A 12,860-nucleotide genomic window follows, 5' to 3' on the forward strand; every position below is an offset into this window, starting at 1 on the left:
CTCCTCGGCCAGAACAAATTCACCCAAAAAGTCAAAACCGGACTTTTTGGGTGAATTCTTATCTGTCTGTCGGAGCTAAACAGTCGGTTCCGCTTTTCGTGTTATCTATCGTTTTTTCTTGGCAGCCAATTTTTTTGCTTTATCCGTATTGGCAAAATGAAACTTTGTTAAGTTTTTTAATGTGACTTCACCTTTTTTAATAATAATGGCCGCTGCCGCTTCGTCAACCTTTGCTCCAGCACCTTTAGGGAGTATCATCCCGGCTTTTTCAGACAGACGATCCATCTCCTTGAGGAAAGCATATCTTGCCAAAATGGAAGCTGCTGCAACCGCCAGGTGGATTCCTTCTGCTTTTGTACTGAAAAAAGTATTTTCTTTACGGTAGGAAATTCCGCTAAGATGCTTGAAATACATGGAAGGCTCTGCAAACTGATCGATTAAAACCCCTTCAGGCATTTCAGGTGCGATCTTATCGTAAAGTTTGTTGATGGCCTGATTATGAAGGATGGCCTTCATTTTCCCCTGTGACATTCCTGTGCTTTGCAGCTGATTGTATTTTTCATTATGCAGAACCAGCAGGCTGTAAGGAATGAGAGAAAGAAGATCTTTGGCAATGGCCGTAATTTGTCTATCATTCAGATGTTTTGAATCTTTCACGCCTAATTCCTGAAGCAGGGGAATCTGTTCTTTTTTCACATAGGCTGCTACAACAGTAATCGGCCCAAAGAAATCGCCTGTTCCGACTTCATCCGAACCTATAATGGAGAGAGTTGATATGTTCGCCGGCGGACTAAAAACAGTAAGAGGCTTCGAAGGTTTCTTAGTAGTCTTTTGCTCAGGCTTTGACCACTTTTCTGCTTCTTCTGCCGCCAGATTGCCCTGAAACAGAACTTTGCCTGACTTATAGGCAGTAATGGTACACCCGTTTGATTTAGCAGTAAATACAGCACCCGGGGGGAGCTTTGAGCCTAGATCCGAAGAGTAGTAGGATTTCATTTTCAGGATGGTAGGCTGATCAATTTTAATAACGGCATTGGACAAGAGATGACACCTCTTTTAAAATATGATTGATACTAGATATTGATTGGCATTATCTTTCCATTATACTAGATATCATGTTATGATAAAGATTAGGATTCTCAAGAATGGAGGATTTTTCGTTGGATAACCACTCAAAAAAGAAAACGACAGTTGATATATATGGACAGCAATTTTCAATAGTAGGCACGGAGAGCACAAGTCATGTGCGCCTGGTGGCTTCTATTGTTGATGATAAAATGCGTGAAATCAGCAGCAAAAGTCCTAATCTGGATATTAATAAGCTGGCAGTTTTAACTGCAGTGAATGTTGTGCATGACTATTTAAAATTAAGAGATGAATTTGAAAAACTAGAGAAACAAATCATAGAAAAGGATTGACGCGGTAAATGCTTGATATTGCACTTTTCATCATTTTGGCCATGGGCCTGCTAGTCGGATTAAAACGCGGCTTTATTCTTCAATTCATACATCTTACAGGATTTATCATCGCCTATATTGTAGCATACAAATACTTTGGTGTTTTAGCGCCAAAGTTAGAGCTGTGGGTTCCTTATCCATCGCTTGGCGATAGCGGATCCGCGATATCCTTTTTTACAGGCGGAAATCTTGAAGATGCTTACTATAGAGCGGTAGCGTTTGTTATTTTATTTATCGGCACAAAGATCTTGCTGCAGGTAGTAGGATCTATGCTTGATTTTGTTACATACCTTCCAATTCTTAAACAGCTGAATAAATGGGCTGGCGCCATCTTAGGATTTCTCGAAATCTATTTAATCCTTTTCATCTTGCTGTTCATTGGCGGGCTTCTCCCTATTCCGGAAGTCCAGTCAGCAATGGGGGATTCAGGTCTTGCAAAGGTTATCGTTCATCACACGCCGTATTTTTCTGATAAAGTTCAGGAATTATGGCTGCAATATGCACCGAATTAACTTCTCCTCCAATTAGGAGAAGTTTTTTTGGTAAAAGGTCTTTTCTCCCTTTGTTGTACTTTTGGAGAAAATATTTGTATCATTTTAATTGAGCCCCAATAGATGGAAAACGACTTGACCCGAGGTGAAGGAACAATGAGCGTACATAAAAAAGATGTCATTAAATTACTTGAATATATAGCTGTACACATGGAACTGAAAGGAGAAAATCCGTTTAAAATCGCAGCTTTCCGGAAAGCTGCCAATGCCCTTGAATCAGATGATCGAAGCTTGTCTTCAATCGATGATTTCACAAAAATCGCAGGCATCGGCAAAGGAACAGCTGCTGTCATTACGGAGTATATCCAAGAAGGAAAATCAAAAACACTTGAGCAGCTTCAGTCAGAAGTTCCGCAGGGGCTAATTCCGCTGCTGAAGCTGCCAGGTCTTGGCGGTAAAAAAATTGCAAAGCTTTATAAAGAGCTTGGGGTAACGGACGTTGATTCTCTTAAAAAAGTTTGTCTTGAAGAGAAGGTACAGAGCCTTGCCGGGTTCGGAAAAAAAACAGAAGAAAAAATCCTCGCAGCGATCGATGAAATTGGAACCCGTCCTGAGAGGCTCCCGTTATCATTTGCACTGCCGATTGCAGAGGAAATTGAGACATATTTAGAATCTTGTGAAGAGGTTCAAAAATACAGCAGGGCAGGCAGTCTCAGACGAATGAGAGAAACAGTCAAAGACTTGGATTTTATTATCGCAACTGAGCATCCACAATATGTAAGAGATCAGCTGATAAAAATCCCGAACATCTCAGAAATCATTGCAAATGGAGACACAAAGGTCTCTGTACAGCTGACGTATGAATATGAAATCGGAGTGGATTTTCGGTTAGTGACTCTTGATGAATTTGCCACGACACTTCATCATTTCACTGGTTCAAAGGATCACAACGTAAAAATGCGGCAGCTGGCAAAGGAACGCGGCGAAAAAATAAGTGAATACGGGGTTGAAAATAGTGAGACAGGTGAAGTGACAACATTTTCAGCCGAAGAAGAATTTTACGCTCACTTTGATCTGCCTTTCTTCCCTCCTGAAATCCGCGAAGATGGGACGGAAATAGAAAAATACTTGAAGGATACTAAGCTGATATGTGCTGATGATATAAAAGGAGATCTTCATATGCACTCGACTTGGAGTGATGGAGCCTTTACAATCAGTGAAATGGCGGAGGCGTGCAGAATGCGCGGGTATCAGTATATGGCCATTACGGATCACTCTCAATATCTTAAAGTTGCAAATGGTCTGACTCCTGAACGATTAAAAGCACAGCGGAATGAAATTGACAAATTAAATGAACAGTATGAGGATTTTAAAATTTTTGCAGGAGTTGAAATGGACATCTTGCCGGATGGCTCTCTTGATTATGATGATGAAGTATTAGAAGGAATGGACTTTGTCATCGCGTCGATTCATTCCAGCTTTTCTCAATCACAGGATATTATCATGCAGCGCCTGAAAACGGCTCTTGAAAATCATCATGTCGATATGATTGCCCATCCTACAGGCAGGCTGATCGGCAGAAGAAGCGGATATGAGCCTGATGTGGAGATGCTGATTCAGCTTGCAAAAGAAACAAATACTGTATTAGAGCTGAATGCAAATCCGAACAGACTGGATTTGAGCGCTGAGCATATTAAAAAAGCGCATGAATCAGGTGTAAAACTTGCAATCAATACAGATGCACATAATATAGACATGCTTGAAGATATGAAAACAGGTGTTTCAACAGCAATTAAAGGATGGGTGAAAGCAGAAAACGTAATCAATACGTGGGATCTGAATCAGCTGCAATCCTTTTTTAACAGGCATAATAAGTAGCCTAAAAGACAGCAAGGAGGCTGTATATCGTGCAGCAGCGTGTGTTAAAAGTATTAGAATTCAATAAAGTTAAAGAACAGCTTTTAAAGCATATATCTTCTTCATTAGCAAAGGAAAAAGTAGAGAGGCTTGTTCCATCCACTGATTATGATGAGGTAAGAAAATGGCAGGAACAGACAGATGAAGCTGCAAAAGTCCTTAGGCTGAAGGGCAATGCTCCTCTTGGCGGTCTCGTAGATATTCGCCAGAGCATTAAACGGTCTAAAATCGGCGGTATGCTGAATCCGCATGAGCTGATGGAGATTGCAGGAACTCTTTATGCAGGCAAGCATATGAAGCGGTTTATTGAAGACATGGTGGAAAATGGAATCGACATTCCTCATCTGGACGGATTTGCAGCCGAGATTCAGCCCCTGCAGAAGCTGGAGCAGCACATTCTTCACTGTATCGGCGATAATGGAGAAGTTCTGGACGGAGCAAGCGATGCTCTTCGTTCGATTCGGACATCATTAAGAACGACAGAATCAAGGGTGAGAGAAAAGCTTGAGTCGCTGATCCGGTCTTCTTCTGCTCAAAAAATGCTTTCTGACGCGATTATTACTATACGTAATGATAGGTATGTGATTCCTGTTAAGCAGGAATACCGTTCAGCTTACGGCGGAATTGTCCATGATCAGTCATCATCAGGAGCAACGTTATTTATCGAGCCTCAGGCAGTAGTTGACTTAAATAACACGCTTCAGCAGGCGCGCATGAAAGAGAAGATTGAAATTGACCGCATTTTAACAGAAATTACGGTGAAAGTGGCTGAAGAAGCCGAGCCTCTCTTGGTGAATGTAGAAGCCCTCAGCGAAATGGATTTTATGTTTACGAAAGCAGCGTACGCGAAAAAAATAAAAGCTTCAAAGCCTGAAATGAATAACAGCGGAAGAATTAAACTTTTCAAAGCTAGACATCCGCTTTTAAACGCGGAAGAAGTTGTCGCAAATGACATTGAACTTGGCTCAGAGTTTACGACAATTGTTATAACAGGACCGAATACAGGCGGAAAAACAGTAACCCTGAAAACAGTCGGTCTGTTTACATTAATGGCGCAATCCGGACTGCAGATACCTTCTCTTGACGGCTCAGAAATGGCTGTGTTTGAAAATGTATATGCGGATATAGGAGACGAGCAGTCGATTGAGCAAAACTTAAGTACATTTTCTTCTCACATGGTAAACATTGTGGATATTTTAAAGCGTGTTGACGATAACAGCCTGGTCTTGTTTGATGAGCTTGGTGCAGGAACAGACCCGCAGGAGGGAGCAGCACTTGCCATCTCCATTTTGGATGAAGTTCATCATCGCGGTGCTAGAGTGATCGCTACAACGCATTACCCTGAACTGAAAGCATATGGGTATAACCGTGAAGGTGTTGTCAATGCAAGCGTTGAATTCAATATTGAAACATTAAGCCCTACTTACAAGCTTTTAATCGGCGTTCCCGGACGAAGCAACGCATTTGAAATTTCAAAGAGGCTTGGCCTTATGCAATCAGTTATTGGCCGCGCAAAATCCCATATGAGTGCTGAGAGCAATGAAGTAGATTCAATGATTGCGTCGCTTGAAGAGAGTAAAAAACGCTCTGACTCAGAGCTTACTGAAGCAGAAGAACTGCGCAAAGACGCAGAAAAGCTTCATTCAGAGCTGCAAAATAAAATTCTTTCTTTCAACGAAGAACGCGACAAGCTTTACGAACAGGCAGAAAAGAAGGCGGCAGAAAAAGTTGAAGCGGCAAAAGCAGAAGCAGAGTCCATTATCCGCGAATTAAGAAAGATGCAAAAAGAACACCGGACTGGTATTAAAGAACATGAATTAATTGATGCTAAAAAGCGTCTTGAAGAAGCGGTGCCGGAATTTGAAAAAAGCAGCAAACAGCCGAAAACGAAGACGCAGAAGCATCAGTATGCAGAAGGCGACGAAGTGAAGGTCATCAGCTTCAATCAAAAAGGCCACTTGCTGTCTAAAGTAAGCGATAAGGAATGGCAGGTGCAGATAGGCATTCTGAAAATGAAGGTAAAAGAAGAGGATCTGCAGTATATCAGCAGACCGAAGCCTGTCGAAACGAAACCTCTTGCAATGGTAAAAGGAAAAGATTATCATGTCTCTCTCGAACTTGATTTAAGAGGCGAACGGTATGAAAATGCCCTCCTTAGAGTAGAAAAATATATGGACGATGCCGTACTTGCAGGCTATCCGCGAATTTCCATCATTCACGGAAAAGGAACAGGAGCACTTCGGACAGGTGTGCAGGAATACTTGAAAAAGCACAGAAACGTTAAGAGCACCCGCTACGGGGAATCAGGCGAAGGCGGTTCAGGCGTTACGATTGTTGAATTAAAATAATTCGAAATATGGGAGATAAGAAATGAATCAATTTTGGGAGAATGAATTCGTTCAGACTGCAGCTTATTATAGCGTCGTCATCTTATGTATTGTTGTGTTTCTGACCATTTTTGAACTGGTGACCAAATATAATAACTGGGAAGAAATTCAAAAAGGCAATCTTGCAGTTGCGATGACGACGGGCGGCAAGATATTTGGAATTGCCAACGTGTTCCGTTTTTCAATCGGACAGCATGATACGCTATTTGAGATGGTTGGCTGGGGAATGTTTGGTTTCGTATTATTGCTTTTAGGCTATTTTATCTATGAATTTTTAACGCCTAAATTCAGAATTGATGATGAAATTCAAAATGACAATCGTGCGGTAGGCTTTATTTCCATGGTCATTTCAATTGGTCTGTCCTACGTGATCGGCGCAGGCATATAAGGAGAGAAAACAGTGGAAACATTAGCGAAAGTACTGCTTGGCATATGCGGTTTGTTTATTGTAGTAGGCATTATCTTTATGGTTTTTTTCGCATGAAAAATTACTATTATGAAGAAAATCCGGATTTCATGACATGAATCCGGATTTTTTTAATACAATTAAAATAATTAAAAATATTTTATATTCTGAATATAACTTTGGTATACTTTCTTTATAAGCCAAAAGTCATGATGGCAACAAAGGGAGGAAATAAAAATGGAAGTTCAAAAACCCTGGCTTCATCTATATCCTGAAGAAATACCTCATTATGCTGAAATTGACAACAAGCCTCTTCAATTTTTTCTCACGCAGGCAGCACAAGAATTTCCGACAAAAACAGCTATTCATTTTTTAGGCAAGGAACTGACTTTTACAGAGGTTTATGAACAATCTTTAAAATTTGCCGGCTACCTTCAGGCGCTTGGGTTAAAGAAAGACGAAAGAGTATCTATTATGCTGCCGAATTGCCCGCAGGCAGTCATTGCTTATTATGGCATTTTATTTGCCGGAGGAATTGTCGTACAAACGAATCCTCTATATATGGAAAGGGAGCTTGAGTATCAGTTGAATGATTCTGATGCGAAATACATTATTACGCTTGATCTCCTTTATCCAAGGGTTTCAAAAATGAAAGCGCTGACAAGCATTGAACATATTATTGCGACAAGCATAAAAGATTATCTGCCTTTCCCGAAAAACCTCTTATATCCTTTTGTGCAGAAAAAGCAGAATCAAATTATTGTGAAAATTGAGCACAGCGGACACACGCATTTATTTAAGGAAATCATGAAACGGGAGGGCACATCTATTGAGGAAATAGTGACAAATCCTAAAGAAGATATTGCCTTGCTGCAGTATACAGGAGGAACAACCGGTTTTCCAAAGGGAGTTATGCTGACGCATGAAAACCTTGTTGCAAATACGTCCATGTGCTCATCCTGGATGTATAAATGCAGACGCGGAGAGGAATCAGTGCTTGGCATATTGCCGTTCTTCCATGTTTACGGAATGACAGCGGTTATGAATCTATCAATTATGCAAGGCTTTAAAATGATCCTGCTTCCCAAATTCGATGCGACGGATACGCTTAAAGCCATTGATAAATTAAAGCCTACGCTGTTCCCTGGAGCACCTACTATTTATATTGCATTATTAAACCATCCCGATTTGAAAAAGTATGATCTTTCATCTGTTGAATCATGTATTAGCGGATCAGCTCCACTTCCGGTAGAAGTCCAGGAGAAATTCGAGCGGGAGACTGGCGGAAAGCTTGTGGAAGGCTACGGCTTGTCAGAAGCATCTCCTGTTACGCACTCAAACTTCCTCTGGTCACATCGGAAAAAAGGAAGTATAGGAGTGCCGTGGCCTAATACAGAATCTATTATTCTTTCATTTGAAACGGGAAAGCAGGCAGAATACAATGAGCTTGGAGAAATTGCTGTAAGAGGTCCGCAGATCATGAAAGGTTACTGGAAAAAACCAGAGGAAACAGAAGCCGTATTGAAGGACGGATGGCTTTTAACCGGTGACATTGGCTATATGGACGAAGAGGGATATTTTTATATCGTTGACCGGAAAAAAGATATGATAATCGCCGGGGGATTCAACATTTATCCGCGTGAAATCGAAGAGGTTTTATATGAGCATGAAAAAGTGCAGGAAGCAGTAGTAGCCGGTATACCGGACCCATACCGCGGTGAAACGGTGAAGGCATATATCGTTTTAAAAGAAGGTGCGGAAGCGACTGAACAGGAATTTGACGAATTTGTCCGAAAGCATATGGCAGCATACAAGATTCCGAGAATCTATGAATTCCGCAAAGAGCTTCCAAAAACAGCAGTCGGGAAAATTTTAAGGCGCTCACTTGTAGAAGAAGAAAAAGAAAAATTGAAAAATGCCAATTAATCTGGAAAAAACGCTGTATTAAATAAAATGAAAAGCAATAAGAATAGAAAAATGATAAAGAACCATCTCTTCCTAATGCTGAGAGGGTTCTTTACATCTATTATGATGAAAGATAAAATCAATCTTTCTTCTTGACAGATAGGTGATGTAATTTTATGATTAAAATATGAATGATGATTCATTCAGTTTGAAAGGAAGAATTCATATTGAAACAGAAAAGACCAAAATATCTCCAAATTATAGATGCGGCTGTCATCGTTATTGCTGAAAATGGCTATCATCATGCACAGGTTTCGAAGATTGCCAAGCAGGCAGGAGTCGCAGACGGAACCATTTATCTTTATTTTAAAAATAAAGAAGATATCCTGATTTCCTTGTTTCAGGAGAAAATGGGCGTATTTATCGAAAAAATTCAACAAGAAATAGCAGGAAAGGACACGGCGGCGGAGAAGTTATACATGTTGATAGAAAAACATTTTTCTCTTTTAGCCGAAGATCATCATCTTGCCATTGTTACCCAGCTTGAACTCAGGCAGTCAAATAAAGATCTTCGCCTGAGAATCAATGAGGTACTGAGAGGGTATTTAAACATTCTTGATTCGATTATTCAAACAGGAAAAGAAACTTCCGAATTCAGTGAAGCCCTGGATACACGCCTGGCGAGGCAGATGATATTTGGAACCATTGATGAAACGGTAACAACATGGGTCATGAATGATCAGAAATTTGATCTCACTGCACTTGCAGGAAGCGTTCATGAACTTATGATCAAAGGCTGCGGAAGGGTTTAACAAAATCCTTCCTGACGTAATTGTTTAAATGCATAAGGAGGCCTGAGCTGTGAGTTATTTAAATGTTAAAGTAGAAGATTATGTTGCGGTCGTAACCATTTACCAACCTCCCGCAAACGCCCTTTCATCTTATGTTTTGAAAGAGCTTTCATCCCTGATGGATGAGTTTGAAGCAAATAAAGACGTCAGGGTCATTGTCATTAATGGCGAGGGAAGATTCTTCTCAGCAGGGGCTGACATCAAGGAATTTGTTTCAGTGCCGAACGGTGAAGAGTTCTCTAAGCTTGCTGCAAATGGACAGGAACTTTTTGAGAGAATTGAAACATTCAGAAAACCAGTCATCGCGTCGATTCATGGAGCTGCTTTAGGCGGGGGCCTTGAGCTTGCAATGAGCTGCCATGTAAGGCTTGTTACAGAGAATGCAAAGCTCGGGCTGCCTGAGCTTCAGCTTGGTCTTATTCCCGGCTTCGCCGGCTCGCAGCGTCTTCCTAAGTATGTAGGAGAAGCGAAAGCGCTTGAAATGCTGCTGACAAGTGAACCGATCTCAGGAACAGAGGCAGCGCAATACGGTCTTGCCAACCATGCTTATGCAGAAGAAGCCTTATTAGATGAGACGATGAAGCTTGCGAAGAAATTTGCTGCAAAAAGCCCGATATCTGTCAGTGCAGCCATCGATTTAATCAATGCTTCTAAAACACTTCCGTATCATGATCGGGTGAAAAAAGAAGCGGGCTATTTCGGTACTGTATTTGAAAGCGCAGATGCAAAAGAAGGAATCAGTGCTTTTCTTGAGAAAAGACAGCCGCAGTTCAAAGGCGAATAAATTATGTGATAAAACGTTCCTGACGTTTTTTCTATACAACTAAATTGAATGCTTAACGTAAATAGGGGGATGGACATGAACATTTATGTAATCATGAAGAAAACGTTTGATACGGAAGAAAAAATAACGCTTCAAAACGGCAAAATCAATGAAGATGGCGCAGAATTCATTATTAATCCTTATGATGAGTATGCGATTGAAGAAGCGATTCAGCTGCGCGATGCAAACAGCGGGGAAGTAACAGTTGTGACAATCGGCGGGGAAGAAGCTGAAAAAGAATTGCGTACTGCTCTTGCAATGGGGTGTGACAAGGCTGTATTAATTAATACGGAAGATGATCTTGAAGATGGAGATCAATTCACAACTTCTAAAATTCTTGCAGAATTCTTTAAAGATAAAGATGCAGATCTAATTTTAGGAGGAAATGTTGCGATTGACGGCGGATCTGGACAAGTAGGACCTCGTCTTGCTGAGCTTTTGGATATTCCTTATGTAACAACGATTACAAAGCTTGAGATTGATGGAAACAAAGCGACAGTTGTCCGCGATGTTGAAGGAGATTCAGAAGTCATTGAAACGACATTGCCATTGCTGGTTACAGCACAGCAGGGTCTGAATGAACCCCGCTATCCTTCTTTGCCGGGTATCATGAAAGCAAAGAAAAAGCCTTTGGATGAACTGGAATTGGATGATCTTGATCTTGAAGAAGATGAAGTTGAGCCAAAAACAAAAACAATTGAAATTTATATGCCGCCTAAAAAAGAAGCGGGTAAAGTACTTCAAGGCGATTTAGATGCACAAGTGAAGGAATTGGTATCTCTTCTTCGCAACGAAGCAAAAGTAATCTAAGTATTTACCTGAAAGCAGAATTTTCAATCAAACGTAAAACAGGGGGACTTTATAATGGCAAGAAAAGTGCTGGTATTGGGAGAAGTACGCGATCAATCATTGCGCAACGTGTCTTTTGAGGCGATTGCAGCAGGTAAAACGATATCCGAAGGCGGCGAGGTAACAGCTGTTTTAGTTGGCGACAGTGTAGCAGCTTTAGCTGAAGAAATGATTCATTATGGTGCAGACCGCGTCATTACAGTTGAAGACGAAAAATTGAAAACGTATACACCTGACGGCTATTCACAGGCATTGCTTGCCGTTATCGAAGCTGAAAAACCGGAAGGCCTTGTTTTCGGGCATACAGCTCTTGGAAAAGACTTATCACCTAAAATCGCTGCAAAGATTGGATCCGGATTAATTTCAGATGCTACAGATTTAGAAGTAGCAGGCGGAAATGTCGTATTCACACGTCCGATCTATTCAGGGAAAGCTTTCGAGAAAAAGATTGTGACAGATGGAACGATTTTCGCAACAATCAGACCAAATAACATCGCTCCTCTTGAAAAGGATGAAACAAGAACGGGTGAAGTATCTTCTGTTTCAGTGGAGATCAAAGATCTTCGCACAATCGTAAAAGAAGTGGTGCGCAAAGCTACAGAAGGTGTTGATCTTTCTGAAGCTAAAGTCATTGTAGCCGGCGGACGCGGAGTGAAAAGCACGGACGGCTTTAACCCGCTGAAGGAGTTATCAGATGTTCTCGGCGGAGCAGTCGGAGCTTCCCGCGGTGCCTGTGATGCTGATTATTGCGACTACTCGCTGCAAATCGGCCAAACAGGAAAAGTTGTCACTCCTGACTTGTACATTGCCTGCGGTATTTCTGGAGCGATCCAGCATTTAGCCGGTATGTCTAACTCCAAGATTATTGTGGCAATTAACAAAGATCCTGAAGCAAACATCTTCAAAGTAGCTGATTATGGCATTGTCGGAGATCTATTTGAAGTTGTACCGATGCTGACGGAAGAGTTTAAGAAATTAAAAGTTCATTCTTGATTCCTAAAAACACGCTCCAAGCGGGCGTGTTTTTAATTTGAATGAATAAATGTTTTTCATCACAAAGTAAGGGAAAAGGAATAGTGAGCAAAAAATTAGCAGGTCACATTCTTTAATGCTATACTTTAGGCATCACTTGAACATTTAGGAGGAAAACATAATGGCAATTACTAATGTAACAGATCAAACTTTTACAGCTGAAACTAGCGAAGGCGTCGTACTGGCAGACTTTTGGGCTCCTTGGTGCGGACCTTGTAAAATGATTGCACCGGTTCTTGAAGAGCTTGATCAGGAACTAGGCGATAAAGTGAAAATCGTTAAGCTTGATGTTGACGAAAACCAAGAAACTGCAGGCAAATATGGTGTTATGAGTATTCCAACATTGCTTGTTTTCAAAAACGGCGAAGTTGTAGACAAAACAGTTGGCTTCCAGCCTAAAGAAGCTCTAGCTGATCTATTAAATAAACACGCATAATCATGATGGAGAAAAGATCCGGTATTCCGGATCTTTTTTTATGTCTATAAAACCTGCCAAAAAAATTGTCAATTATTGCTCAGGAAATGATTTGGTGCCAAAGACCTAAAATGTAAGGAGGTAAGTGCATGCAGCGGATAGCAGAAGACAACATTTGTAATTAAAAACAATAATCTATCCAAAAAAGCCGAATGAAAAGAATCCTTGAAGGCAAACAAAAGACTCCAGCTCTCTAAAATGGTACAATAAGGGGAATAACTTGCCGCTGATGACCGATACTTATTCTGCGCTAATCTTCAAGGAAAC

The 12,860-nt window shown here is 40.9% G+C and carries 12 protein-coding genes; 11 read left to right on the top strand and 1 reads right to left on the bottom strand.

From position 1 onward, the window contains the following. Positions 1 to 105: 105 nt before the first annotated feature. Positions 106 to 1,041 carry a ribonuclease HIII gene (rnhC, locus tag E2R53_RS00265; RefSeq protein WP_133309905.1) on the bottom strand — a complete coding sequence of 312 codons (936 nt, stop codon included), beginning with the start codon at positions 1,039 to 1,041 and terminating at the stop codon, positions 106 to 108. A gap of 104 nt (positions 1,042 to 1,145) precedes the next feature. Here rnhC and zapA point away from each other — a divergent pair, with 104 nt between their 5' ends. From zapA to trxA, 11 genes are all read left to right on the top strand, one after another. After that, a complete protein-coding gene (zapA, locus tag E2R53_RS00270; protein ID WP_070876341.1) occupies positions 1,146 to 1,418 on the top strand; it encodes a cell division protein ZapA in 273 nt (90 codons plus the stop codon). An 8-nt stretch (positions 1,419 to 1,426) separates the two neighbouring features. Then, positions 1,427 to 1,969 carry a CvpA family protein gene (locus E2R53_RS00275; RefSeq protein ID WP_133309906.1) on the top strand — a complete coding sequence of 181 codons (543 nt, stop codon included), beginning with the start codon at positions 1,427 to 1,429 and terminating at the stop codon, positions 1,967 to 1,969. Between the two features lie 135 nt (positions 1,970 to 2,104). Further along, on the top strand, positions 2,105 to 3,826 hold the full coding sequence (gene polX, locus E2R53_RS00280; protein WP_133309907.1) for a DNA polymerase/3'-5' exonuclease PolX: 1,722 nt from the start codon (positions 2,105 to 2,107) through the stop codon (positions 3,824 to 3,826). 29 nt (positions 3,827 to 3,855) lie between these two features. After that, entirely contained in the window at positions 3,856 to 6,213 is a 2,358-nt protein-coding gene (locus tag E2R53_RS00285) for an endonuclease MutS2 (RefSeq protein WP_133309908.1), read from the top strand. Between the two features lie 22 nt (positions 6,214 to 6,235). Next, positions 6,236 to 6,640 carry a DUF350 domain-containing protein gene (locus E2R53_RS00290; RefSeq protein ID WP_070876348.1) on the top strand — a complete coding sequence of 135 codons (405 nt, stop codon included), beginning with the start codon at positions 6,236 to 6,238 and terminating at the stop codon, positions 6,638 to 6,640. 255 nt (positions 6,641 to 6,895) lie between these two features. Continuing rightward, positions 6,896 to 8,584, top strand: a complete 1,689-nt coding sequence (locus E2R53_RS00295) for an AMP-binding protein (protein ID WP_133309909.1) — start codon at positions 6,896 to 6,898, stop codon at positions 8,582 to 8,584. Positions 8,585 to 8,790: 206 nt separating this feature from the next. Then, complete coding sequence (locus tag E2R53_RS00300; protein ID WP_070876352.1) at positions 8,791 to 9,375, top strand: TetR/AcrR family transcriptional regulator; 585 nt, start codon at positions 8,791 to 8,793, stop codon at positions 9,373 to 9,375. A 49-nt stretch (positions 9,376 to 9,424) separates the two neighbouring features. Beyond that, complete coding sequence (locus E2R53_RS00305; RefSeq protein ID WP_133309910.1) at positions 9,425 to 10,198, top strand: enoyl-CoA hydratase; 774 nt, start codon at positions 9,425 to 9,427, stop codon at positions 10,196 to 10,198. A 75-nt stretch (positions 10,199 to 10,273) separates the two neighbouring features. Continuing rightward, on the top strand, positions 10,274 to 11,047 hold the full coding sequence (locus E2R53_RS00310) for an electron transfer flavoprotein subunit beta/FixA family protein (RefSeq protein ID WP_070876357.1): 774 nt from the start codon (positions 10,274 to 10,276) through the stop codon (positions 11,045 to 11,047). Positions 11,048 to 11,101: 54 nt separating this feature from the next. Next, positions 11,102 to 12,079, top strand: coding sequence for an electron transfer flavoprotein subunit alpha/FixB family protein (locus E2R53_RS00315; RefSeq protein ID WP_070876359.1), 978 nt, complete (start codon positions 11,102 to 11,104; stop codon positions 12,077 to 12,079). A gap of 160 nt (positions 12,080 to 12,239) precedes the next feature. Further along, entirely contained in the window at positions 12,240 to 12,554 is a 315-nt protein-coding gene (trxA, locus tag E2R53_RS00320) for a thioredoxin (protein WP_070876361.1), read from the top strand. Positions 12,555 to 12,860: the final 306 nt, after the last annotated feature.

It is taken from the genome of Peribacillus frigoritolerans (assembly GCF_004358755.1).
Classification (GTDB): domain Bacteria; phylum Bacillota; class Bacilli; order Bacillales; family Bacillaceae; genus Bacillus_P.

Bases quoted from the DNA above. Each gene is read 5' to 3' on its own strand.
- zapA (WP_070876341.1), top strand. From the start codon at position 1,146: ATGGAGGATTTTTCGTTGGATAACCACTCAAAAAAGAAAACGACAGTT.
- E2R53_RS00275 (WP_133309906.1), top strand. From the start codon at position 1,427: ATGCTTGATATTGCACTTTTCATCATTTTGGCCATGGGCCTGCTAGTC.
- polX (WP_133309907.1), top strand. From the start codon at position 2,105: ATGAGCGTACATAAAAAAGATGTCATTAAATTACTTGAATATATAGCT.
- E2R53_RS00290 (WP_070876348.1), top strand. From the start codon at position 6,236: ATGAATCAATTTTGGGAGAATGAATTCGTTCAGACTGCAGCTTATTAT.
- E2R53_RS00295 (WP_133309909.1), top strand. From the start codon at position 6,896: ATGGAAGTTCAAAAACCCTGGCTTCATCTATATCCTGAAGAAATACCT.
- E2R53_RS00310 (WP_070876357.1), top strand. From the start codon at position 10,274: ATGAACATTTATGTAATCATGAAGAAAACGTTTGATACGGAAGAAAAA.
- E2R53_RS00315 (WP_070876359.1), top strand. From the start codon at position 11,102: ATGGCAAGAAAAGTGCTGGTATTGGGAGAAGTACGCGATCAATCATTG.
- trxA (WP_070876361.1), top strand. From the start codon at position 12,240: ATGGCAATTACTAATGTAACAGATCAAACTTTTACAGCTGAAACTAGC.